This is a genomic window from Streptomyces sp. ICN903 (assembly GCF_022015835.1).
GTDB classification, from domain to species: Bacteria; Actinomycetota; Actinomycetes; order Streptomycetales; family Streptomycetaceae; genus Streptomyces; species Streptomyces fenghuangensis.
This window is the reverse complement of record NZ_JAKMAY010000022.1, coordinates 12,716-35,557: the sequence shown is the minus strand read 5'-3', so window position 1 is coordinate 35,557 and position 22,842 is coordinate 12,716. Positions and strand designations below refer to the sequence as shown.

Annotated in this window: 18 protein-coding genes and 1 pseudogene; 9 read left to right on the top strand and 10 right to left on the bottom strand. The window is 71.8% G+C overall.

The window, feature by feature from the left end; translation table 11 throughout:
- The 5 genes from L7D48_RS04330 to L7D48_RS04310 form a co-directional block, all read right to left on the bottom strand.
- The coding region (locus tag L7D48_RS04330) for a hypothetical protein (RefSeq protein ID WP_237877536.1) at window positions 1-596 on the bottom strand (596 nt) is incomplete at its 3' end.
- Between the two features lie 115 nt (window positions 597-711).
- Window positions 712-1,380 carry a hypothetical protein gene (locus L7D48_RS04325; protein ID WP_237877535.1) on the bottom strand — a complete coding sequence of 223 codons (669 nt, stop codon included), beginning with the start codon at window positions 1,378-1,380 and terminating at the stop codon, window positions 712-714.
- 73 nt (window positions 1,381-1,453) lie between these two features.
- A complete protein-coding gene (locus L7D48_RS04320) occupies window positions 1,454-2,035 on the bottom strand; it encodes a hypothetical protein (protein ID WP_237877534.1) in 582 nt (193 codons plus the stop codon).
- An 86-nt stretch (window positions 2,036-2,121) separates the two neighbouring features.
- Entirely contained in the window at window positions 2,122-2,334 is a 213-nt protein-coding gene (locus L7D48_RS04315) for a DUF397 domain-containing protein (protein ID WP_237877533.1), read from the bottom strand.
- A complete protein-coding gene (locus tag L7D48_RS04310; protein ID WP_237877532.1) occupies window positions 2,331-3,173 on the bottom strand; it encodes a helix-turn-helix transcriptional regulator in 843 nt (280 codons plus the stop codon). Before L7D48_RS04310 ends, L7D48_RS04315 begins: the two co-directional genes overlap by 4 nt.
- A 164-nt stretch (window positions 3,174-3,337) precedes the next feature.
- On the opposite strand from L7D48_RS04310, the gene L7D48_RS04305 reads away from it, so the two are divergent.
- Window positions 3,338-5,233: a pentapeptide repeat-containing protein gene (locus L7D48_RS04305; protein WP_237877531.1), complete on the top strand. Its 1,896-nt coding sequence runs from the start codon at window positions 3,338-3,340 to the stop codon at window positions 5,231-5,233.
- A gap of 69 nt (window positions 5,234-5,302) precedes the next feature.
- On the opposite strand, the gene L7D48_RS04300 is transcribed toward L7D48_RS04305, so the two are convergent.
- The gene (locus tag L7D48_RS04300) at window positions 5,303-6,295 is read right to left on the bottom strand and encodes a rubrerythrin family protein (protein WP_237877530.1); all 993 of its coding nucleotides are present in this window, start codon (window positions 6,293-6,295) and stop codon (window positions 5,303-5,305) included.
- Window positions 6,296-6,668: 373 nt separating this feature from the next.
- Here L7D48_RS04300 and L7D48_RS04295 point away from each other — a divergent pair, with 373 nt between their 5' ends.
- Both L7D48_RS04295 and L7D48_RS04290 read left to right on the top strand, forming a co-directional pair.
- Window positions 6,669-7,409: a VOC family protein gene (locus L7D48_RS04295; RefSeq protein ID WP_237877529.1), complete on the top strand. Its 741-nt coding sequence runs from the start codon at window positions 6,669-6,671 to the stop codon at window positions 7,407-7,409.
- Window positions 7,410-7,590: 181 nt separating this feature from the next.
- On the top strand, window positions 7,591-7,968 hold the full coding sequence (locus L7D48_RS04290; protein WP_237877528.1) for a VOC family protein: 378 nt from the start codon (window positions 7,591-7,593) through the stop codon (window positions 7,966-7,968).
- Between the two features lie 69 nt (window positions 7,969-8,037).
- Here L7D48_RS04290 and L7D48_RS04285 read toward each other — a convergent pair whose 3' ends face one another.
- Window positions 8,038-8,604, bottom strand: a complete 567-nt coding sequence (locus tag L7D48_RS04285) for a GNAT family N-acetyltransferase (protein WP_237877527.1) — start codon at window positions 8,602-8,604, stop codon at window positions 8,038-8,040.
- A gap of 138 nt (window positions 8,605-8,742) precedes the next feature.
- Here L7D48_RS04285 and L7D48_RS04280 point away from each other — a divergent pair, with 138 nt between their 5' ends.
- Window positions 8,743-9,690: a DMT family transporter gene (locus L7D48_RS04280; RefSeq protein WP_237877526.1), complete on the top strand. Its 948-nt coding sequence runs from the start codon at window positions 8,743-8,745 to the stop codon at window positions 9,688-9,690.
- A gap of 293 nt (window positions 9,691-9,983) precedes the next feature.
- Here L7D48_RS04280 and L7D48_RS04275 read toward each other — a convergent pair.
- Both L7D48_RS04275 and L7D48_RS04270 read right to left on the bottom strand, forming a co-directional pair.
- Window positions 9,984-11,053 (bottom strand): annotated as a pseudogene (locus L7D48_RS04275) (hypothetical protein).
- Between the two features lie 68 nt (window positions 11,054-11,121).
- Complete coding sequence (locus L7D48_RS04270; protein ID WP_237877525.1) at window positions 11,122-12,300, bottom strand: Cmx/CmrA family chloramphenicol efflux MFS transporter; 1,179 nt, start codon at window positions 12,298-12,300, stop codon at window positions 11,122-11,124.
- Between the two features lie 304 nt (window positions 12,301-12,604).
- Here L7D48_RS04270 and L7D48_RS04265 point away from each other — a divergent pair, with 304 nt between their 5' ends.
- From L7D48_RS04265 to L7D48_RS04245, 5 genes are all read left to right on the top strand, one after another.
- Complete coding sequence (locus tag L7D48_RS04265) at window positions 12,605-12,820, top strand: e9imm peptide (protein ID WP_237877524.1); 216 nt, start codon at window positions 12,605-12,607, stop codon at window positions 12,818-12,820.
- Window positions 12,821-13,350: 530 nt separating this feature from the next.
- The gene (locus tag L7D48_RS04260) at window positions 13,351-15,012 is read left to right on the top strand and encodes a hypothetical protein (protein ID WP_237877538.1); all 1,662 of its coding nucleotides are present in this window, start codon (window positions 13,351-13,353) and stop codon (window positions 15,010-15,012) included.
- 226 nt (window positions 15,013-15,238) lie between these two features.
- Window positions 15,239-15,715 carry a hypothetical protein gene (locus L7D48_RS04255; protein WP_237877523.1) on the top strand — a complete coding sequence of 159 codons (477 nt, stop codon included), beginning with the start codon at window positions 15,239-15,241 and terminating at the stop codon, window positions 15,713-15,715.
- A complete protein-coding gene (locus tag L7D48_RS04250) occupies window positions 15,712-17,805 on the top strand; it encodes an Hsp70 family protein (protein ID WP_237877522.1) in 2,094 nt (697 codons plus the stop codon). The genes L7D48_RS04255 and L7D48_RS04250 overlap by 4 nt, the downstream gene beginning before the upstream one ends.
- Window positions 17,806-17,972: 167 nt before the next feature.
- Window positions 17,973-20,126, top strand: coding sequence for a UvrD-helicase domain-containing protein (locus L7D48_RS04245; RefSeq protein WP_237877520.1), 2,154 nt, complete (start codon window positions 17,973-17,975; stop codon window positions 20,124-20,126).
- A 79-nt stretch (window positions 20,127-20,205) separates the two neighbouring features.
- Here the strand turns inward: L7D48_RS04245 and L7D48_RS04240 are convergent, their stop codons facing one another.
- Complete coding sequence (locus L7D48_RS04240) at window positions 20,206-22,791, bottom strand: DUF262 domain-containing protein (RefSeq protein ID WP_237877518.1); 2,586 nt, start codon at window positions 22,789-22,791, stop codon at window positions 20,206-20,208.
- Window positions 22,792-22,842 lie beyond the last annotated feature (51 nt).

Below are 22,842 nucleotides of genomic sequence, written 5' to 3'. Positions count from 1 at the left end.
CTCCTGTCCCCTCCCCGGCCGGCCTCTCCCCCACCGGCCCGGGCGGCGCGCAGCAGCGCCCTGCGCGTCCACCACTCCCGCAGCGTCCATTCCAGCTCCGCCAGGGCGCCGGCCGCCAGCACGGCGCTCGCCGCCCATCGGCACGCCGCGTGCCAGAACGAGGCGCCCTCGGGGGCCGCGAGGGCCAGCGCCCCGCCCGCGCCCAGCAGGGCGATCCCCAGGTTGTAGGTCAGGGCCGCCCGGCGGCTCTGCCGCAGCCACTCCCCGAAGTGGCGGCGCTGCTCCCGGCGCAGCAACTCGGCGGAGGGCCTGAAGGAGTCCGGCGGGTGCCAGGACTCCACGTCCGCCGGGGAGTAGAGGTGGCGGCGGGCGTGGAAGCCGTACTGCACACTGCCGACGAGCGCGGCGAAGGCGAGGGTGAGCAGCAGCATCGCCGGCCCGGGCCAGCGGAACTTCTCGGCGTCCGCGCCCAGTACGCCGACGGTGGCGATGCAGGCGCCCGCCAGCAGCGGAGCGGCGACGAAGTGGGCCGCCTCGGACGCGCCGCCCTGCCCCAGCGGCACCGGCCTGCCCCAACTCCCCTGCTCCTCGGCCATGTTCGCCCCCGCTTCTCCCCCGCACCGCCCCCGGCGTGCCGTACCAGTCTCGCGGCCGGGTACGCGTCCCGTAAAGCGCGTTCCGGCCCGGCGGCCGCCCTCTCCTGCCGGTGCACTACCGGGGTGTGGTGATCAGCAGCGAGTTGGACACGACGGGGACGGGCGAGGGCAGGTCCACATAGGCGGTCTCGGGATCCCTGCCCGCCTTCACCTCGCGGTGGGTGGCGTCGTCCATCAGGACGGCGATCAGGGATCGCTCGGACCCAGGCGCGGTGGTGCTGAGATCCGCTTCGTAGGTGTAGCGCCCCGGCCCCTGCCGCCCCAGCTCGTACCTCAGGGTGTAGTGGACGCGCGGCCGGTCCGGATCACCGGTCTCCTTGCGCACCACCCACGACAGGTGGTCCCCAGAAGCGACCTCGCACTTCACCGTGGCCACCGCGTGCGCCCCGGAACGGGTCGGTTCCCCCTTGAGCTCGATCAGCACCTGCCGGTCGCCCGACGCCCCGCAGCGGGGCGCGGACCCCGGCCGGCCGGAGACCTCGGCCGAAGGTGAGCGGACACCGTCCGCCGCCGACGACGGTGTGGAGCCGTTCTCCTCGGACCTGAACAAGTCGTGGACCTCCTGCCAGACTCCCAGGGTCTGGCCAAGAAGCGCCACGACGGCCATGCCCACCATGCAGAAGCCGATGATCCTCCTGCCCAACGGGCCGATGGTGGCGTTCTGTCCTCCATCGAGGGCGGGTTCGGGTGTCTGCTGTGTGCCGGCCGCCTCGTCATCACGCATACCTGTGTCCTCCCCTCCGAACGCGCCGGTCAGCCACGCTCGGGAGTAAGGGGACGGCAGCGGCCGATCGGGGTCACCGGCCGGGACCGACAACCCAACGCCGGCGGCCCGTGGCCGAACGCCCCAGCAGCTTCGCCTGCTCGTGCTTCAACCGTGTGAAGCGGTCCCGGACGTACTCCCGCAACTCCCGGCCGGGAAAGCGGATCACCGACAGATGCTCGGTGTGGTCGCCCTGCTCCCAGCGCGCGGCGGTGATCTCGTAGCCGGAGACGTGCGCGCACAGGTCCAGCAGCACCTGCGGCACCTCCTCCTCGATGAGGAGGTCTGCCTTGGTCACGACCACTTCGCGCATCGCGCGGACGTTGGGGAGGAAGACGGTCGTGGCCCACAGCCGCCACGCCGCCAGTTCCTCCTCGGTGGGCGGCTCGTCGTGGTGGAAGAAGTCGCGGCCGTCGGGGCGGGCGTACTTCTCGGCGTAGGCGTCGTAGATACGGCCGTTGGCCTCCATGAGCGCGAACAACGGGCCGTAGAAGTCGCTGAGTTGCTGGTTGACGCGGGCGAGCCGGGCCTGCCGCTGCGCCAGCCGCAGGCCGTTGAGATAAGTCGCCAGGTAGCCGAGGAACGCCAGCGCGACGGTCACGATCAGGGTGGCCATGACCGGTGATCGTAGAGGGGGCGGCATGGCTGTGCCCTGTGCTCCCGAGGGAGTCGGAAGCACAGGGCACAGGCGCGATGCGAACCTCAGACGCGCGAGCGGGACGCCAGGCCGAGGAAGGACGCCCAGGCCTCCGGACCGACCGCCAGACCGGGCCGGGCGGTGTCCTTGGAGTCCCGTACGCGGACGCTCTCGGGGCGGGTGGCGACCTCCACGCAGTCGCCGCCCTCACCACTGCTGTAGCTGCTCTTGAACCAAGCCGGTTCCGCCGTGCTCGGCTTCGACTCTCGATCCCTCATGTCTCTCCCAGCAACCTCTCGATGAAGGCCATCGACTCACTCGGAGTGAGCGCCTGAGCACGGATGATCCCATACTGCGCTTCGAGCTCACGGACAGACTTCCGCTCCGTGTAGAGGGTGCTGCTCTTCTGCACCTCGGCGTAAGCGATACGTCGCCCCTCACTGGTTTCGATCAGTTTGAACGGGCCAGCGAGACCGGCGTGTTCCTCACGATTCGTCGGCATCACCTGTACGTCCACGTTCCGCTTCCGCCCGACCTGGAGGATCCGCTCCAACTGGCCTCGCATGACGCAGGGTCCACCGATGGGCCGTCGCAGCACCACCTCTTCCATGACATAGCTCATCAGCGGCGTAGAGCCCTTGGTGAAGATCTCCTGCCGAAGCATGCGAGCCGCCAGACGCCGTTCGATCGTCTCGTCGTCCAGCGCAGGCCGGTGCATCTCAAAGACGCACCGCGCGTAGTCCTCCGTCTGCAACAGGCCGTTGACCACCTGCGAGTCATAAGCGTGCAGCTCGACGGCTTCCCGTTCCAGCGTCGCCGCCCCCTGGAAGAACCTCGGGTAACGGGCCTTGCGGATCTCCTCCTTCATCTCCTTGAGGACTTCACTCGCGTCCAGCATCTCGTCGGCCTTGTCGATGAAGTGGTCCGACGGGATGCGCCGCCCCTGTTCGATCGAGGCGATCGTCGCGGGCGAGTAGCCCGTCACCAGGCCGAGTTCCTCGCGGTTCATGCCCAGGCGCATCCGGAACCGCTTCACCTGGCGGCCGAACACGTACAGCATTCCTGTACCGCGTTCGAACTCAAGCTGTGTGTCGTCGTCCGTCCCGACTTCGGTCATACCGTCCCCTTCCGTCACCGGGCGCAACGCGGCTCCGCCGCGTCACGACACGGCGCGGAGCGCGTACAACGACCGTCGGAACGCGTACAACCGGCTCCGTGCGGCCCGTGTCCCTCGTGGCCGCCCGGGGCAACTGCCCGGCCGTGCACGGGCGTCCTGGGGGCATGACACCTTCGAGGTCCGGTCCGTCCCCGGCACTGATCTTCTGGCCGCACTGCGGCCGGGGAGCCGACGCCGCCGATCCGGCCGGCTGCCCCGGCATCCTCCTCCCCGGGCACAGCACATGCCTGGCTCACCTGGACGAGGCCGACCGCACCGCCCACCTGGCCACCCTGTCGCCCGGCGACGACATCGACCTTCGCGGCACGTCCTTCACCCAGGACCTGCTGAACGAGCTGTTACGCGCACTCACCGACCCCGCCACGGGCCGGCCCCGCTTCGGCACCCTCCTTCTCGAAGGGGCGGACTTCGACGACGGCCTGCGGATCGACGATGCGGAGTTCGGCGGCGACCTGCAGTTGGAGGGGGCGCACATCGGTGGTGACCTCTCCTTCGGCGGCCTGCGCGTCGGTGGCGAGATCTCGTTCCACGAGGCGCGGATCGACGGCGATGTGCTGCTCGGCGGGACGGAGACCGGGGGCGACCTCTCGTTCCAGCAGGCACGGATCGGCGGCAACAGCCTGCTCACCAAGGTGCGAACCGGCGGCGACCTGCTGTTCGTCCGGACGGAGATCGGCGGCTACGTCATGGTCGGCGAGACCACGGCGGACGGCGGCGCGCAGTTCTACGACGCCAGGATCGGCGGACCCGTCCAGTTCCTGCACGCACGGATCGGCGGCTCAGCAGGGTTCGCCTGGGCGCGGGTCGACGGACACCTCTCGTTCCACGACACACGGGTCGGCGGGCGCGCGTGGTTCACCGGGGCGGTGATCGGCGGCGACGCCCGGTTCGCGGGGATGCTCTTCGAGCGCACCACGAAGCTGGGGCCACTGGTGTGCGCGGGGACGCTGGATCTGTCGGAGGCGGTGTTCGGGACCGCCGTGACCGTCGAGGCGGCGGCGAAGGCCGTACGGTGCAGGCGGACGCGGTGGACCTCCACCGCCGCGTTGCGGCTGCGGTACGCCGAGGTGGACCTGAGCGACGCGGTGCTGGAGTACCCGGTCGGCGTCGCCGCCCACTCCCGGCCCTTCGCCTCGCACCGCTCGAGGATCCCCGAGCACGGCCTGACCGACCCCCGTGTGCGGATCGTGTCGCTGCGGGGCGTGGACGCGGCGCACCTGATGCTCACCGGCACCGACCTCACCGGCTGCCTCTTCGCCGGGACCGTCCACCTCGACCAGCTGCGGCTGGAGGGGCACTGCCGCATGGCGGCGGCCCCCGCCGGGCTGCGCCGGCGCGGGCTGCGGCCCGTACGCTGGACACCGCGCCGCACCCTGGCCGAGGAGCACCACTGGCGTGCCGCGCACGGCGGGCACGGGAGCGGCTGGGCACCCGCGCCGCGTGGGGAGGATGCGCAGGAGCCGGCGGTGCTGGCGCCGGTGTACCGGCAGTTGCGCAAGGCTCTGGAGGAGGGCAAGGACGAACCCGGAGCGGCCGACTTCTACTACGGCGAGATGGAGATGCGCCGCCACGACGCCTCCCGGCCCCGGGGTGAGCGGGCGCTGCTGGCCGCCTACTGGGCCGTCTCCGGCTACGGGCTGCGCGCCGTGCGGGCCCTGGGCTGGCTGGGGGCGACGATGCTGGTCACCGTCGTACTGCTGATGGGCTTCGGGATCCCCGAGGACTCCCCGAAACAGGAGGCGACCGGCACCGTGCCGCCCGGCGGCGGCACGGTCACCCTCACCATCGGCAAGGCCGACCCGCGCAACCCCACCGGGGACAGGTTCACCGGCGAGCGCTTCGAGAAGGCGCTGAACGTCACGCTCAACTCGGTGGTGTTCCGCTCCTCCGGGCAGGACCTGACCACGACGGGCACCTACACCGAGATGGCCTCCCGCCTCGTCGAGCCCGTCCTGCTGGGCCTGGCGGTCCTGGCCGTCCGCAACCGCGTCAAACGCTGACCGGCCCGGCGGCGCGCGCCTGGCCGGAGGGTCTCGTACCCGTCCGGCCGGGCGCGGTGGGCCGGGGCATCACTTCAGGTCGCGCAGGGCCTTCTCGAAGGAGCGGGCGTGGGCGGCCTCGTCGCCGGCGGTGTCGGCGAAGACGTGGGCGGCCTTCGGGTCGCCGGCCTTCCGGGCGCGCTCGGCGAACTTCGGGTACATCACCTTGGCCTCGTACCACTCGCCCTCGATGGACTTGCGGAGGTTGGCGGCGGTGTCGGAGACCAGACCGGCCAGAACACCCTCCTCGGCGAAGTGCTCGTGGAGTTCGACCCGTGCGGTGCCGGCGAACAGGTCGGCCAGCGCCCCGTTGCCGCTCTTGCGGGCGTGCTGGGCGAAGAAGGTGTACGAGGCGTGCGCGAGGGCCTCGCCGCGCATGGCGGTCTCCAGGTTGGCGCGGGTGCGCGGGGAGGAGACCTTCGGCAGACCGGCGGGCACCTCGGTGCGGTCGACGGCCGGCGGGGCGGGGATCTTGCCCTTGCCTGTGGTGATGGCCTTGAGGGCGGTCGTGAAGGCCTTGCGGTGGGCGTCCTCGTCGGCGGCGATCTCGGTGAACAGCTCGGCGGCCTTGATGTCGCCGTCCTGGCGGGCCTGCGCGGCGAAGGTCGGGTACATCGAGTACGCCTCGTGGGTCTCGCCCTCGATGGCGTGGCGCAGGTTGGCCTCGTTGCTTCCGACCAGGCCGATCAGTTCGGCCTGCTCGGCGAAGTGCTCCCACAGCTCGGTGTGCGCGGCCGTCCGGAACGCCTTGGCGGCCTCGTGCTTCCCCTCGCGGTCGGCCTGCGCGGCGTAGAAGGTGTACGAGGCGTGGGCGTACGCCTCTCCCTGCATGGACGACCGGAGGTCCTCCACCGTGCTCAGGGCGAGCGGACCGTGCTTCTTGGCCTGGGCCTGAGCGCTCTTGGCCGGCGGCTCCGGGGCGGGGTTCCCGGTCGCGGCGGCGCCGGATACGGCGGTACCGAGGACCGCCGCGGCGAGGGCGAGCGATGTCAGGGCACGAACGGGCACAGTGGTCACAGCCATGTCTCCTTCTTCTGGCGCCCACACGGCGCCGGCACGTTTGGCGCCCGGAACCCTGCCACCGCGCCCCGGTCCCTCCTCGCCGTCACGCGCCCGTTTGCCCGGTTAGGGGGACGGAGGAGCCTCCATCTGCACCACCCCGGCTTGCGCACTTCGGGAATCGGCCCGCTTGCCTGCCGCGACCTGTGGCCGATCGCAGGGCCCGGAAGGGGAGACGGCCTTGAACCACCGCTGAGCCCGGGCCCGTGATGCCGCGGGGCCGACTATGACTTGGCGCCTCGTCTGCCGGATGAACGGTCCGCCCGGCGGGGTTGAGCGCTTCCCAGTCGGCGAGAACGCGGGTGCCGTCGCGGAGCGTGTGCGTAGGATCGCCGGCATGGCGCTGCGTCCCGTCCAGGTGAACATCAAGGCTCTCGACGCCCCGGCGGTCGGCCGGTTCTGGGCGGAGGCTCTCGGCTGGCAGGCCTACAGCCCTGGCGTGACCACCTACGTCGGGCCCGCCGGCGGCATCGTCTGGCCGGATCCGGTCGCCGTCGGCATCGACGTCGTTCCCGTATCCGAGCCCAGGGCGGCGGCGAAGAACCGTGTGCACCTCGACCTCGCCACCGCCTCCGCGGCCCACCAGGCGGAGCTGGTCGCACGCCTCGAAGCTCTCGGTGCGACGCCCGCCGACGTGGGCCAGGGCGATGTGCCGTGGAGGGTCCTGACCGACCCGGAGGGCAACGAGTTCTGCGTGCTGGAACCCCGGGAGGTCTACCGGGACACCGGGCCGATCGCCGCGGTGGTCGTCGACTGCGCGGACCCGCGGGCCATGGCCCGGTTCTGGGGCGAGGCGCTGGACTGGGCCCTGCGCGAGGTGACCGACGACCATGCGGTGCTGCGCTCCGCCAAGGGCGTCGGCCCGTATCTGGAGTTCCTCCGCACGCCCGATGTGAAGACCGCACCGGACCGCGTCCACCTCGACCTGCTGCCGTACCCCGGTGACGACAAGGAGGCGGAGGTGGCCCGGCTGCGTGCCCTGGGCGCCACCGACCTCGACCTCGGCCAGGGCGAGGTGCCCTGGACGTGCATGACCGACCCCGAGGGTCACGAGTTCTGCGTCTGCGCCCTCTCCTGACGCCCCCGCGCGGAGCCGTACCGACGACACCCCGGCACGGTGGACCTCATGCGTCGACGCGTCCCGCTCCCCCGGGTGGGCCGGGCAGCGGCGCTCCCGAAAACCCTTCGCCCCTGCCCGCCTCGCCCGGTACGGTCGCGGGCGTCCTGGCGGTTCCCATACTGAAAGCAGGTCTTCGTCGATGGCATGTCGTATCAGTGAACTCGTACTCGGTTGCCGCGACCCCGAGGTGCTGGCGCGGTTCTGGTGCGAGGTACTGGACTTCGTGGTGCTCGACCGCGAGGAGGACTGCATCGAGATCGGCCCGCGTGAGGGGTTCGGCGGTCCGCAGCCGACGATCATCCTCAGCCGCAGGGACGAGCCGGAGCCGGGCAAGTCCCGGCTGCACATCGACGTCAACGCCACCGACCGCGACCAGGACGCCGAGCTCGAGCGCCTCCTGAAAATCGGGGCGCGCCCGGCCGACATCGGCCAGACCGGCGAGGAGCAGTGGCACGTCCTCGCCGATCCGGAGGGCAACGAGTTCTGCCTGCTCAAGGCCCGCCTCAGCCCGCTCTGACGTGCTCCGTCCACTCCCGCCCGGTGTCCGGTGCCGGGCGGAGGCATACCTCCGTGGACGAGGCCGTCATCAACCCGGGGCGGCGGGGCCGGGGGCCCGGCCGGTGGGCCGGTCGGCGCGGTAGACGTGGTGGGCGCGGCCGTCGGCCGGGTTGTCCGGTTCCAGGTCGGCCGTGCCGACCCTGCGCAGCCCGGCCTTCTCCAGGGCCCGCCACGACGCGCGGTTGGCCGCGTTCACCGGGACGACAACGGCGGACGCGTCCGGGTGGTCGGTCCAGGTGGCCGCCACGACCGCCCGGATCACACGCGGCCCCAGCCCCCGTCCCACCCGGGCGGGGTCGCCGATCAGGTAGTCGATCGTGACCGCCGAGTCGGGCAGTTCGACCTGGCCGGCCAGCTCCGCACGGTATTCGGGGTAGTCCGCGAAGCGGCACCGCTGCACCAGGGCGACCGGTGTGCCGTCCTCCGTCACCAGCAGGTCCTCGGACGGCTCCTCGCCGCGCGCCGCCGGGCCGAAGTCCCGCGCGACCGCCTCCGCGGACGTGTCGTGGTGCCACCACCGCGCCACGTGCGGCCGCGCGAGCCACTCCCGCAGCAGCCCGAAGTCCCCCTCTGTCACCCGCCGCCACGTGAGCACCCTGCCTCCTCGTCGCACTCGGTCCGCGCCGGCCGCGGCGGTCCGCCGCACCGGAGGTCCACCAGGGGATGATCCCGGATGCGGGCGGCGGCGGGAAAGCCGTGTGACGTGCGGCGCCCGATCATCGATAATCCGCGCGTGACCACCCCGAACACCTCGAACGCTCCGAACACCTCGAACGCCGGCGGGACCGGAACCGGCACGCCCCCACCGTCCCCCCGGTCCCCGCTGACCGCGTCGGCCGGTCGCGTCTTCGACGCGGTCCCGCCGACGGCGCTGGTACTGCTCGGCATCGTCAGCGTCCAGGTGGGCGCGGCGCTGGCCAAGAACCTGTTCAGCGCGGCGGGCAGCTTCGGGACGGTCGCGCTGCGGCTGTTCTTCGCGGCGGCGGTGCTGATGCTGCTGTGGCGGCCGTCGCCGCGCATGAACCGCCGTGCGTGGACGGTGGTGCTCGGCTACGGCGCGGTCCTGGGCCTGATGAACCTGTGCTTCTACCTGGCGCTGGACCGGATCCCGCTGGGGATCGCGGTGACCATCGAGTTCCTCGGGCCGCTGGGGGTGGCCCTGGCCGGGGCGAGGCGGTGGCTGGACGCGTTCTGGGCCGTGCTCGCGGGAGGCGGCGTGGTGCTGCTGATGGAGGGACGCGGTGAACTCGACCTCGTCGGCTGCCTGTTCGCGCTGGCCGCGGGGGTGTGCTGGGGGCTGTACATCCTGCTCGGCGCGGCGCTGGGCCGCCACACCTCCGAAGGGAGCGGGCTGGCTCTGGGGATGGCCGTCGCGGCGCTGATGGCCGTGCCGCTCGGCGTGGCCGACAGCGGAACGGAGTTGCTCCAGCCGTGGGTCCTGGCCGCGGGGCTCGGGGTGGCGCTGCTGTCGTCGGTGGTCCCGTACTCGCTGGACCTGGAGGCGCTGCGCAGGATGCCGCCGCGTGTGTTCGGCATCCTGATGAGTCTGGAGCCGGCGGTGGCGGCCCTCATCGGTCTGGTGGTGCTGCGGGAGTCGCTGTACTGGTCGCAGTGGGCCGCGGTGCTGTGCGTGGTGGTCGCCTCGGCCGGCGCCACCCGCGCCTCCCGTCCGGCCTCCTGACCGCCGGCGCCGGCCAGCCCCCGCACCGGCCGGCGGTGCCCCCGCGAACCGCTTCCCGTCCACGCCGCTCCCGACGGAAAGGGCCGCTGTGATCCTCCTCGTACCGGTGGTGCTTCTCGCCGCCGCCACGTTGGTCCTGTTCTGCCTGATCCGGTGCGCCGGAGTCGTCCTCCCGGGGAGCAGGCACTGGTCCGGGTGGCGCCGTGCGGTCGTCACCGCGCCGCCGCCTACGCTTGCGCGGCCACGGTCGCGGCCTCTTCGACGGGCTGCTGCGGAAGTTGTCCGACACGGCGTCAGAACGGATGGTCGTACGGGCTGCTCCTCACGCGGTCGTAGATCTCGCGCAGCCACGGCAGGCGGACGGCGGGCAGCCGTGCGAGCCGGTGGAGGAACACACCCGGGTCGGGCCGGAACGGACGCCACGGACGCATCGGTGGCGGATCGTCGCGGAGGACGCCGTCGGGCAGTCCGCCGGTCACCGGAAGCGGCGACCGTTCGCTGTGGAAGGCCAGGCGCGCCCACACACCAGCGGCCAGCGGCACGGCCGGCGGGCTCTGCGCGCCGCCCGGCGGCCGCCATACCCGCCCCGTCCGCGGATGCCGTGGGACCAGCGCGATGTCGGGGCCGGGACCGAGGGCGGGCAGACCTGGCCCGGCCAGGACCGCTTCGCGGGACGGTGGTCCGGGCGGGAGCAGCGCGTCCAGCACGCGACCGAACGTCTCCGCGGCGAGACCGTCGGGGACGGCCACGGGCTCGCCCGCCGAGGCGGCCGGCAGATGGGCCGGCGCCTCCCCCGCCGCCGCCTCCCACAGCGGGCTCCACGCCCCGGTCTGCTCGACGGGCGGCAAACCCTGCCACGCCTCGGCCGGCTCGTCACGGCCGACCGTCCGGGGGCCGGGGTCGTCGGCGGGCAGACGGTGCACGGCGCCGGGTTCGAGCCGCACCGCCTGCCAGAGCGAGCAGTCGTCGATGCGGGTCGCCACCGGCTCCCCGCACCCCGTGCACGCCAGGTTCGGGCCGTCCCGCCCGTCCAGCCCCATGCAGTAGCCGTCGCACCGCTCCGGGATCACGGTGGTGCGGCGGATGTCGCCCGGCGCGACGACGATCGCCCCCGGCGTCCCGAAGGACAGGGCGGGGACCAGCGCGAACACCCCGCGTGCCTCGGCCTCTTCCGGCCCGATCTCGCTCCACGGCCGCCACGGCGGCCCGGAGGGCTCCGGGTCGACCGCGTACGTTCCCGGCTCCATCAGCGGGGGAGCAGTTCGTGCCCGTACGTGTGGTGGGCGTGGACGGGGAGCGCGATCCGCGACACGGGGGCGGTCAGCACGGTGCCGCACCCACAGCACGCGAACACCTCGGCCATCCGCGCCTCCCCCACCGTCGACCGGCCGGATTATCCGGGTCCGGCGGACCGGCGGCCAAACTCCTTCCTCACCGGGTCGTTTCGGTGCTTCGGACGGGCGCGGCCGCGGCCCGTGCGGGGAGGGCGATGAGCAGTGCGGCCGCGACCAGGGTCCCGCTCGCCCACAGCGGCCCGAGGACCCCGGCGGCGGTGGTGAGGGTGGCCGCGGCGATCAGGGGGCCGGCGACGGCGCCGGTGTTGAGGGCGGCGGTGGCGTACGCCCCCGCCAGGGTGGGGGCCGCGGCGGCCTCGTACAGGACCCGGGTGATCAAGGTGGCGCCCAGCGCGAACGACAGCGCGCCCTGCACGAACACCAGGGCGAGCAGTACGGCCGGCCGGTCGGCCAGCAGCGCCAGGGCCGGCCAGCCGAGCAGCAGCAGCGGGCCGCCGACGGCGAGGACCGGGCCGGGGTGCCGGTCGGCCAGCCGTCCGGCGACGGTGACCCCGGCGAAGGAACCGGCGCCGAAGAGCATCAGGGCGAGGGGGACCCACCACGCGCCCAGCCCGGCGGGGCCGGTCACCACCGGGGCGAGGAAGGTGAAACCGGCGAACGTGGCGGCGTTGACCAGCGCGCCCAGCAGCATCGCCCGCAGCAGCGGCACCCTGGTGAGCTGGGCGAACTCCGCACGCAGGGCCGGCCCGCCGGCCGCTTCTTCCCGCCCGCGTCCGGCCGGGACGCCCGTGAGGACACCGAGGGCCGCGGGCAGGCAGAGCACGGCGACGGCCCAGAACGCGGCCCGCCAGCCCAGCAGCGTGCCCAGCGCCGACCCACCCGGGACGCCGGCGATCGTGGCCAGCGTGGTGCCGGACAGCAGCACGGCCAGCGCACGCCCCTTCCGCTCGGGCGGGACGAGTGCGGCGGCGGCCGTCAGGGCGACGGCCAGGAACCCGGCGTTCGCCAGCGCGGCGACGACCCGGGTGGCGAACAGCACCGGGAAGCTGGAGGTGACGGCGCCCACGGCGTGGGCCGCCGCGAAGGCCAGGGTGAACCCGAGCAGGGCGGCGCGCCGGGGCCAGGCGCGGGCCAGGGCGGCCATCACAGGGGCGCCGACGGCCATGCCGACCGCGAAGGCCGAGGTGAGCGTGCCCGCCGCTCCGACCGTGACACCGAGGTCGGCGGCGAGATCCGGCAGGAGGCCGGCGAGCATGAATTCGGATGTGCCCATGGCGAAGACGGCCAGGGCGAGCAGATACAGCGCGAGAGGCATCGAGTGGCTCCGGGGTGAGGAGAGGCACGAGAGAAGGTCATCTCGTCACCGCGGCCGGCCCCCGGGGCACGCTCGCCCGGCCGCGGAACACGGCGGGACGGCGGAGAGCTACGGGCTCAGTGGTGCAGGGGGCTGACGGCGTGACCGAAAGCCCCCACCCTGTCCGACTCAGGACTCGACATGGCGCACACGTTACCCGGCCGGCGCCCGCCGGAGCACCCCGGTTTCACCGGCACCGGCCCGTCCCACCGTCGCCACGCCCCTCGACCCGGTTGCGGAGGAACGCGATCCGACGGACGTGGGGGTGAGCCAGGCGGAAGCCGTCGCGCTCGTGCGGCGGATTATCGACACGGACCATGCCGGCGGCAGGGAGTCGAACGACTGGCTGGAGCGGCTCGACAGAGCTCCGGTGTGCCCGACGGGGCATGCCGGCGGCCTGACCCCCCACCCCAAAGGGCCTGAGCCGTCGGCTGAGGATGTGGTCGCCCGGGCTCTCGCCTACGAGCCGTTCGCCATGTGAGGACCGATGTCCGCAACGGAGCGGGACTTCCTGTCCGGGCGTCGCTCACTCCGGCGGCGCGGCGGTACGGCGGCCTGATGTCCCGGCGGCGCGAAGGGCTGCGCCGCCGTGTCGCCGCGGTCGGCGAGGCCGTGGACAGCCTGGCGGTCGGCGACCGTCAGCAGGCCGCCCAGCGGAGCGAACTGCTGACGGGGCGGCGTGCGGTGTGCGATCTGCTGCGTGACCTGGGCCGGCCGGCACCCACGGCGCGCCGGCCGAGCCGGGGTTGCTGGGAACCACGGCCCGGCCCGCACCACCACCCGTCCGGAGGCCACCCTCCGCACCGGCGACGGTCCCGGCACGGGCAGGACCATCGTCACCCTGCACCGGGCCAGGCACCTGGTGGGCCGGCTCCCGCCAGACCGTGCCAAGCCGGTGTTGCTGACCGCCGACCATGCACGGCACCCCTGCCGGGGAGGCCGCGTTCGGGCTCCGCGACCGCGGCATCGAGGGCTGTCGGTGGGCACGGATAGTCTGTCGGCGTGTACGACATGACGGATCCTGCCGCCGCTCACCGGGCGGCGGTCGCAGCCGAGAGGGAGCGTCTGGCGCGTGCGCGGGAGCGTCGGCGCAGCCGCGGTCCCGCGGGCGTCAGCGGTTTCGCGCAGCGCAAGTGGCGCTGGCTCGGAGTCGCCGGAAGCGAGGCCGTGGAGGCGGTGCACGGGATGCTGGCGGAGATCACGCGGGCAACGGCGCTGTCCGAGGACCAGCGGAATACGCTCACCCGGGCGCTGGAGGGTACTCCGGACCGGGAGGTCCTGCTTCCCGCGGTACGCGCCGGTCTGGCCTCCCTGCCGCCCGAGGCCGTACTCCGCCACCTGCGGGATCTGTGGGCCGCCGGTGTGCGGTGGCTCAACGAGCCAGGGCTCGAGCGGTGCCGGGTGCTGTGCTCCACCGCGCCCGGGGCGGAACTAGTCGGCAGGCGCGCCCGCGCCGTGTCGGGCGGACCGGCGTTCTCCCTGTTCGTCACCGCTGCCACCCGTGGTGCGGTGCCCGTGCCCAACCGCTTCCTGGAAGAGGTCCTCTCCTGGGCCCCGCTGTCCGTCGTCGACGAACTGGTTGAGCACGGGGGGCTGCTGGCGGAGGACGAGCCGTGGCGGTCGCGTGACGAGGCGGAGGCTCTCTATCTCAGAGCGCGCCTGGCTCCCACGGCGGTCACCCGCCAGGAGGCCGAGCGGCTCGGATGGGACTCCTACCTGCGGCGGTGCGACTTCCTCAACGGCGGGACGCCCCTGCGGCGGGAGCCCGAGGACGTGTGGGACCTGCTGTACGACGTGGTGGTGGACGGCGACCTGTCCTCGATCGACGCGCTCGATGCCGCCCTGCCCCGGGCCCAGCAGATCGAGCTGCGCAACATCAGGTCCGGCGCACTGACCGGGCAGTGGTCCCTGGAGACGGTCGCGGACCGAGGTCTGTGGCTGCTGATGTCCACACTGTGGCAGCCCGGTGGGCCGGTCGATCCCACGCGCAGCGCCTTCCACGCCCTGATCGCCCTGAACCGGGCCTACGACCTTGTGAAGTCTGGCGATCTGGAGGCCGCCGCGCGCCAGGCACGGTCCTTCACGGGAGAGGACGGCACCGGCCGGAACGTCCCGGCCCCCCTGCTCGCGGAGGCTTACACGATCGCCGCGTACACGGCGGCCGTGGAAGGCTCCCTCGCAGCTGCGGAGGAGCACGCGCGCAAGGCCGCCGAGAGGGGCGGGGACATCGCCGAGCGCAATCTCGCCCTCGTCCTCGCCTGGCGGGCCACCACCAAGAACGACCGCGGCCCGGTCACCAACCCCTTCCTCGAGATCGGGCTGGACCACGGCTCCACGAGGTGGGAGCAGCACTGCCGTGAGATCTTCGTGCAGCGTGAGGGGGATCAGGCCGGCCAGGCGCGGCTGAACCAGGCCGAGGACCGTATCCGCGGCGCCCTCCGCAGTGACGCGGGCTGGGACGTCTTCTTCCAGATCCCTCTCGACCATTCCCGTTACGTGATGCCCACCGCGGTACCACGACAACTGATACCGCCCCTGGAGCCGCTGCCCCGCCGCACCTCCGTGACGAGCGGTGCGGATCTGGAGGCCATCCGTGCCCGGGCCGCCGTGGAACTCATCGACGACTTCCGGACGACGGCTCCCCACCTCGACCGTCACGACACCGCTCTGTGACGGCTGCCGGACCCGACACATCGCACGATCCGAACAAGGCAGAGCTCCGATGACTCCGAAGAAGAAGGCTTCCGCCAAGCGCGGCGCCAAGATTCACAAGCCCCTGCGCCCCAACCGGCCGTGTCCGCACTGCGGTCGGATACAGCCGGGCACGCAAGGAGGGAAGGCCCCGCACAGGCCCGGGGGCCTGAGGCGGCGAAGGGAGTCCCGGCAGGAGGCCCCCGCGGTGATCGACGCGCAGTCCCCGGCGCCTGCCGAGCGCCCCGAACCGATCGACGCGATGACGGTCATCAAAGGTGTCGTCGAGCGGATACCTCAGGTTCTGCGGAACACCCCGGCTGAGGATCCCGCCTCCGTCTCCGCCCTAAACACCGCGGTACGCAAGGCAGTCCTGGACGAGTTCCGTACCCGCGCGCGATTCGCCGGCCGGATCGCCGAGATCGACGCACTGCTCTGGTCCCAGGCGGACCGGGGCGGCGACACAGTCAGCGGCTCCATGGAGGCACATCTGCGCGAGCTGCGTCTGAACCGGGTGACCGAGCCCGAGCAGAGCGACCGATTCGTGGTGACCGAGGGCGAGGGTGACGCGTTCGAGCTCCTGCGTCCGGCATACGTGGACGAACTCACCGGCAAGGTCATCCTCGCGGGGCAGCTGCGGCGCGTGCCCGGCCCCGCGGGCACGGCTGTGGGGGAGGAAGCATGACCGCGGCCGGCATCGACTTCGGCACCACCAATTCGGTGGCCGCCCAGTGGAACGGCGAGTACGTCGAAGTCCTGGAGATCGGCGGGCAGGGGCTGGACGCCGACTGGCGCCGCCCCGGCTTCGAACTGCTCTACCCCTCGGTGGTGGGCACCAGCTCCCTGCGCTCGGGCACCCTGTTCGGCTGGGAGGCCAAACTGCGCTCCGAAAGCGCCGTCGAGGCGTGCAAGCGGATGCTGCGCGAGGAGCCCCTCGTCACCATCGGCGGCCAGAGGTTCGCGGCGACCACCGCCGCGGCCGGGGTCTTCCGGGCCATGGCGGGCGCGGCCGAGGAGGAGGCTGCCACCGAGATCCACGAAGCCGTCATCACCGTGCCGGCCAACGCGACCGGCGCGGCGCGTTTCCGCACGCGTGAAGCCGCCCGTGCCGCGGGCATCAAGGTCAGAACACTGCTCAACGAACCGACCGCCGCGGCGATCGCCTACGCGCACGCGATGGAGGAGGACGGCGAGTTCCTGGTCTTCGACTGGGGCGGCGGCACCATGGACGCCACACTCCTGCTGCACGAGGACGGCTTCTTCGACGAGAAGGCGAGCCGGGGCGTCAACCGCCTCGGCGGGCTGGAGATCGACGCCCGGCTGCGCCGTATGGTCCTCGACCGGGCTCCGGCCCGGGGCCGGTGGAGCGAGTCCGAGCAGCGGCAGTTCAACCTGGACATCGAGCGCAACAAGATCCTGCTGTCGCAGCAGGAGTCGGTCCGGATCGTCACACCGGACGGCGTGGCCGTCGAGATCGGCCAGCAGGAGTTCTCGGAGGGAATCCAGGACCTGATCAACCGGGCGCTCGACCCCGTCGAGGAGTGCCTCGAACAGGCCCGGATCGACCCGCAGGACCTCACGGCGGTGCTGATGATCGGGGGGAGCAGTCAGATTCCCGCGGTGCGGGCCGCGGTGTCGGAGGCGCTCGACTGCGAACTCGTGGACACCGCCCTGTGCGACCCCATGACCGCCGTGGCCCAGGGGGCCGCGATCAGCGCCGCCGCCATGGACGGTGAGCTGAGGAGCATCATCCGGGTCGTCAACACCCATGCCCTGGGCACGGTGACCAAGGACCAGGAGGGGCGGCGCGGTTTCAGCGCACTCATCGACCGCAATCAGCGGCTGCCGCAACAGCGCACCAAGTCGTACCAGCCCGCCAGGGACCACGTGTCGCAGCTGACCGTCGAGGTGTGGGAGGGGGACCCGGACCGTCCCGTCGACCACCCGGACAACGTCAAGCTGACCGAACTCACCCTTGCTTACCCGCAGAGGTGCAGGGCCGAGGACGGTGTCTTCGATCTGGAGTACACCTACAGCAAGGAGGGACTCCTCACCGTCAGGGCGACGCTGCAGAAGACCGGGCAGATCGTCCTCGACGGCGAGGTGAAGGTGTTCGGTGACAGCAGCGTTCCCCCGGAGGTGCGAAAGGAGCTGAACCGCCTGCTCGCGCTCCACCCCGCCGGGCAGAGCGCGCCCAAGCCGACGCATCCTCACCAGGACCGCCCCCAGGCGGCCGGGAGCGCTCACTCCCGGCCGGCCGGTCCCGCATCCGCGGCCAAACCGGCCCCCGTGGCCGGGCCGGCCGCCGCAGGCGGGCAGGCGGCCGCGCCGCTGGTCGTGGACGGCTCGAACCTCGCCTGGAACGGCCGCCCCCCGAGAGCATCGGGTGGACAGCCGAGCTTCGCCGCACTCCAGGCCGCCATCAGGTCGCTGAGGTTCAAGCATCCGGACCGGGACATCCATGTCGTCGTCGATGCCACGCTCCGGCACGACGTGTCCGAGAATGAACGTCCGCAGGTGGAGGCGGCCATCGCCGCCGGCACGGTGGTCCAGCCCCCGGCCGGTACCGAGGGACGCGGCGACGCCCTGGTCATCAGCATCGCTGAGGAGGTGGGCGGCGTGATCGTCTCGAATGACAACTTCGCCCCGTTCCAGAGGGCGAACCCCTGGCTGCGCGACTCCGGGCGCGTGATGGGCGCCACACACTCCCAGGGCGTCTGGGTCTTCAACCCGCGACGCCCCAACGCGGCGTCCTTCCCCGCCCAGCGCCGGTGACCTTCGCGGGCCGCCATCGCATGCGCCCGTACGGCCCCGGCCTCATGGGCGCCTGCGGTGGCGGTCCAGCCCCGGAGGCGCGACGGACGGTTCACGTGGTCTCCCTTCCCCCACAGGCGCCTCTCAGTAGAGTGAGGTGATCCGAGAAGGGCCTCCGAAGGGACGGAATGGCGACACTGGGCATGCACCGGGATTTCCTGCTGGAGTTCGCCGGGTTGGAGAAAGCCGTCCAGAGACGCGTGTACGAGGTGTTCGAGAAGTTCGCTGCGGCCACACACGCGGGACTCCACCTCGAAAAGCTGACACACCAGCGGGACCCGCGGATCCGGACCATCCGCATCACCGACTTCTGGCGGGGCGTCGTCCTCAAGGCGGAAACCGGCGACAGCTACCTGCTGTTGAGAGTCCTTCCCCACGACAAGGCCAACGAGTGGGCCGCGAAGCACCGGGCCTCGGTCAACGAGGCCACCCAGGGCGTCGAGATCCGCAACGACGTCGCTCTGGAGCGGGTCACGGCCGGGCTGCGTGCCCGGGCGGCCGAGGAGCCCTCCCGTCTGTTCCCCGCCCCGAAGTTCCCGGACAAGGTACTTCGCAGCCTCGGCGTGGACGAGGAAATCCTGCCCATCATCCGGCTGGTGCCGGATGAGACCCATCTGGAGGCACTGCACAAGGTGCTCCCGGAGCAGCAGTACGATGTACTCCTCGGACTCGCCACCGGAATGGAACCGGCCGAGATCGACCGGGAGATCGTCCAGGCGTACGCCCGGACCGCGCCGGAGCCGACCAACCCCTCCGGCGGTGACGAACTCGCGACCGCCATGGCCCGTTCACGCGGCCGGGTCGCACTGGTCTCCGGCACCGACGAGCTGCAGGAGATCCTGGAGCGGCCGTTCGACGCATGGCGGGTCTTCCTGCATCCGAGCCAGTACCGGGTCGCGTACCACGAGGGCTATGCCGGCCCGGCACGCGTCATGGGCGGCCCCGGTACCGGTAAGACGGTGGTCGCCCTGCACCGGGCGTACCACCTGGCGCGGCAGCTGCCCGCCGACGCGCCCGGCGGCTGCGTGCTGCTGACCACCTACACCAAGGACCTGGCCGCCGAACTGGAGCGGAGCCTGGAACTGCTGGTCGCGGACGCCGCCGTCCGCGCGAGGATCCGGGTGGTGAACGTCGATGCCCTGGCGAACGAGATGGTACGGGCGCGGCGCGGCGGCGCACCGCTGAAACTGCTCTTCGACCAGAAGGAGGTCACCGCACGCTGGGCGCGGATCGCCCGCCGCCTGGATCTCGACTTCACGGACGTGTTCCTGGACCAGGAGTGGCGGCAGGTCGTCCTCGCGCAGGCGCTCACCACACCGGAGGAGTACCTGAAGGCGCCGAGGACCGGCCGGAGCAGCCCGCTCGGGCCGCTGAAGCGGCTCCAGGTGTGGCAGGCGATAGCCGCCTTCGAGGAACAGTTGCGGCAGGCCGGCGAGTGGACCTTCCTGCAGGTGTGCGCCGAGGCGGCGCGCGTCACGGAGGAACTCGGCGAGAGACCGTTCCGGCACGTGGTGGTCGACGAGGCACAGGACCTGCATCCCGCGCAGTGGCGGTTCCTCCGCTCCCTCTCGGCACACGGTCCTGACGACCTGTTCATCGCGGGCGACACCCACCAGCGCATCTACGGCAACCGTGTCTCGCTGCGCTCGCTCGGCATCCCGGTGATGGGACGCTCGCACAGGCTGCGGATCAACTACCGCACCACACAGGAGATCCTCCTGTGGTCCGCCTCACTGCTGACCGGCGAGGAACCGGACGACATGGACGGTGCGAAGGAGTCCCTGACCGGCTACCGCTCCACCATGCACGGTGAACGGCCGGAGGCCGCCGCGTACGCGACCAGATCCGAGGAGATGGCCGCGCTGGTGGCTCGGGTGGAGAAGTGGATCACTTCGGGGGTGGAGGCGGAGCACATCGGGGTCGCGGTGCGGTTCCTGCAGTTCGGGCGGGACATCGCGCGGGCTCTGGAGGGAGCCGGGATCGCGGCGTGCGTACTGGGCCGCGGACGCGGCGGCCCCGGAGTGCGGGTCGCGACGATGCACCGGATGAAGGGGCTGGAGTTCCGGTGCGTGGCCGTGGCCGGCGTGAACGACGGCACCGTGCCGATGAAGTCGGCGGTCACTCCGGCGGAGGTCGACGCACAGCAGCACCAGGAGGACATGAACAGCGAGCTGAGCCTGCTGTTCGTGGCGTGCACACGGGCACGGGAGGCGCTCCGGGTGTCCTGGCACGGCACGCCGAGCCCGTTCCTGGCGCCCGTCGTGGGCAGGAGCTCCTCGTAGCCCGGCCGTCCGGCCGGACGGACCTCGTGCCTCGTACGAGGAGTGCGGGAAGCACACGAGGTCCGTCCGGCCCCGGTTCTCAGTACGTGCCGGGGTCGTCGTCCAGCATGCGACGCGCCTCCGAGAGGGCGACCGTATGCGCGAACCACTCCAGCACGGCGCAGATCTCCTCCCCGTGCTCCGCGAAGACCTCGATCGGGAAGGAAGGCCTCAGATCGAGCTTGGCCTCGGCGAGGTCGATGCCCTCGATCTCGTTGAGCCTGGTCATCAGTTCGCGGCGCAGTGGTTCGTCATCGAAGGGAGGACGTCGCTTGAGGTGCTGGAAGACGACCTCGACCGTGCCGGTGACCGGGTAGATCGCGATGGGCCACAGAGCTCGGGAGTCGAGCCGTCCGCCCAGCCTGATCACCGGCGAGCAACTGGTCTCGCTCGCCCGCCCGTAGGCGCGGTAACCGCCCTGCTGCTCCCAGAACCGCAGTGCTTCCAGCACACCCGCCACTGTCTCCCTGGTCTGGTTGTCACGCAGCAGCGCCTCGAAGCGGCCGGCCGCCGCCTGCTGCTCCACATCGGTGTCGGGAACCGGGGCGGCGTCCTCGGCGATGTCCTTGCCGAGGAGAGCCGCCAGGTCGGCGGTGGTCAGCCGGTGGGAACGGCGGGCGCGCTTCGCTTCGTCGAAGGTGACGCCCTCCGCCTCCAGGAGCGTCCTCGGGTCCTCCGAATGCTGGCCGCCGGGCGAGGGGATCTTCGACGAGACCCGGCCGTCTGCCGTCAGGACGCGGTACGCACCGTGGACCCCCGGTTTGGAGGCCAGGTATTGCCCGACCGGAACGGCGTGGGTACCGATCAGCGCCGCCACATCACCGTATGTCGTCCAAGTACCGGACGGCATGGCGAGCAGCGCAGCGCGCAGTTCCTTCCATCCGGTCCACTCGTCGTCGGCAGGCAGGGCGTCCTCAACAGGCCCCGGCCACAACCGCACAGCCCACTCGGCGAGTTCGTCGGCACGGGCAAGGATCTCCGCCCGGCCCCAGCGTTCCTGGGCTGCGATCTTCTGGTTCATGCGCAGGGCGCTGGCATCCAGGATCTCCTGCTTGCGGCGGAACGGATGGTTCGACAGCCGCGCGTTGTCGGCGGACAGGGTCAGGTTACCCAGGGTGTGGACCAGCAGGGCGTGCAGTTCGTCCGGGCTTTGGCCGTCCTCGGCCTCCTCGGCGAGCAGGTCGTACCACTGCTGGGCCGGCCGCTGCGGCAGGACGTGCTCAACGGTGAGCCGCGCCCTGGCGTAGTCGACGGGCTCGCTGCCGCCGTAGCTCTCCTCCAGCCTGCGCAGTACCTGGAACCGCTGGTTGCTGCGGCCTGCCCGGTAGAAGGGGCGGGTTCGGATCGCCTCGCGCACGGCGGCGTCCCCGGGCCACGCCCTGACTCCGGTGTTCTTGGACAGGAAGCGGCGTACGGCCTCGGCCCGAGGGCCGTCCTTCTCCAGTTCCTTGGCCATCTCCATGAAGACGCGATTGCTACCGGTGGTGGACAGGCCCGCGAAGAGGCGGCGCACCATGTAGCTCTCGGCGTAGGCCAGGGCGAGGGCGGCATCGTCTGCGGTGGCGTCGCCGGTGTCCACCCGGTCGAGCAGGTGAAGGGCCAGCGGGTAGTGCGTTTGCCCTCCCCACCGGGAGAGCCTCTCCAGCACCTCGCGCAACTGCGGGTGTGGTTCGCGCCCGGGTTCCAGGATGCGCATCAGACGCCCGGCGCGCCGGGCCAGTGATGCGATCTCCGCCTCCAGGGCGGCCTCGTCACCGCTCAGGGGTTCCAGGCGCTGCTTCTGGTCGCGGTAGATATCGCTCTGCTTGGCCCTGCTGTTGCCGGCCACCACCAGGTCGAGCCAGACGAGCAGTTCCAGACGCTCCGGCCCGAGCAACTTCTGCATGGGCAGCCATAGGTTGCGGTAGACGGACTCCCCACGGGTGGGCAGACACATGAAGACGTAGTTGCGCAGCAGATCGCTTTGGCTGAGTCCGACGCCGGTGTTGTTGATCGACTCGAAGATGCGGTAGACGTTGTCGCCCTCTGCGGCCGTGATCTCGACGATCGTCAGCAGATCGCTCAGCACGGTTTCGACCGCGTCCGTCCACTGTTCCCCTCCGCTCTCCTCACCCTCGGTGAGGGCACGCAGGAAGAACCGGTAGGCGCTGCCCACGTTACCGGGGCCGCCGGCTCGAGGGGAGTTGTCAACACATGCGGCAAAGGCCTCGCGATCGGCCTGGGTCGGCAGCAGACGGTAGTGGTCGTCACCGGACTGGTAGCTGTTGACCAGTAGAAGGTTGTGGATACGCTCGGCCTTCATGCGGGAGGATTCTCCGCGCTCGCGGTGGCGATCGCGCAGGGCGGCGAAGGCGAGCATGAGGGTGGTGAGCCGCTGCTGACCGTCGACGACCAGCCAGCGCTGCATACCTCCCGCCGTGATGCGCCCCGGCGCCAACACGACGGAGCCGAGGAAGTGCGCCGCCGGTGACTGCCCTCCGAGCCGATCCTCGACCAACTCCGTCACGTCATCCCACAGGCGTTTGAGCTCCTCCTCACCCCAGCTGTACGTCCGCTGGTAGAGCGGGACCTGGAACTGTTTCTCGCCCTGGACGAGCTTGCTGAAGGTGGTCTCCTGAGCGTGCACGCGTATGTCTCTCCCACGATGATTCAGGCCGGACCTCCTCATTCCATCACC

Bases quoted from the DNA above. Each gene is read 5' to 3' on its own strand.
- L7D48_RS04325 (WP_237877535.1), bottom strand. From the start codon at position 1,380: ATGCGTGATGACGAGGCGGCCGGCACACAGCAGACACCCGAACCCGCC.
- L7D48_RS04320 (WP_237877534.1), bottom strand. From the start codon at position 2,035: ATGGCCACCCTGATCGTGACCGTCGCGCTGGCGTTCCTCGGCTACCTG.
- L7D48_RS04315 (WP_237877533.1), bottom strand. From the start codon at position 2,334: ATGAGGGATCGAGAGTCGAAGCCGAGCACGGCGGAACCGGCTTGGTTC.
- L7D48_RS04310 (WP_237877532.1), bottom strand. From the start codon at position 3,173: ATGACCGAAGTCGGGACGGACGACGACACACAGCTTGAGTTCGAACGC.
- L7D48_RS04305 (WP_237877531.1), top strand. From the start codon at position 3,338: ATGACACCTTCGAGGTCCGGTCCGTCCCCGGCACTGATCTTCTGGCCG.
- L7D48_RS04300 (WP_237877530.1), bottom strand. From the start codon at position 6,295: ATGGCTGTGACCACTGTGCCCGTTCGTGCCCTGACATCGCTCGCCCTC.
- L7D48_RS04295 (WP_237877529.1), top strand. From the start codon at position 6,669: ATGGCGCTGCGTCCCGTCCAGGTGAACATCAAGGCTCTCGACGCCCCG.
- L7D48_RS04290 (WP_237877528.1), top strand. From the start codon at position 7,591: ATGGCATGTCGTATCAGTGAACTCGTACTCGGTTGCCGCGACCCCGAG.
- L7D48_RS04270 (WP_237877525.1), bottom strand. From the start codon at position 12,300: ATGCCTCTCGCGCTGTATCTGCTCGCCCTGGCCGTCTTCGCCATGGGC.
- L7D48_RS04260 (WP_237877538.1), top strand. From the start codon at position 13,351: ATGACGGATCCTGCCGCCGCTCACCGGGCGGCGGTCGCAGCCGAGAGG.
- L7D48_RS04250 (WP_237877522.1), top strand. From the start codon at position 15,712: ATGACCGCGGCCGGCATCGACTTCGGCACCACCAATTCGGTGGCCGCC.
- L7D48_RS04245 (WP_237877520.1), top strand. From the start codon at position 17,973: ATGGCGACACTGGGCATGCACCGGGATTTCCTGCTGGAGTTCGCCGGG.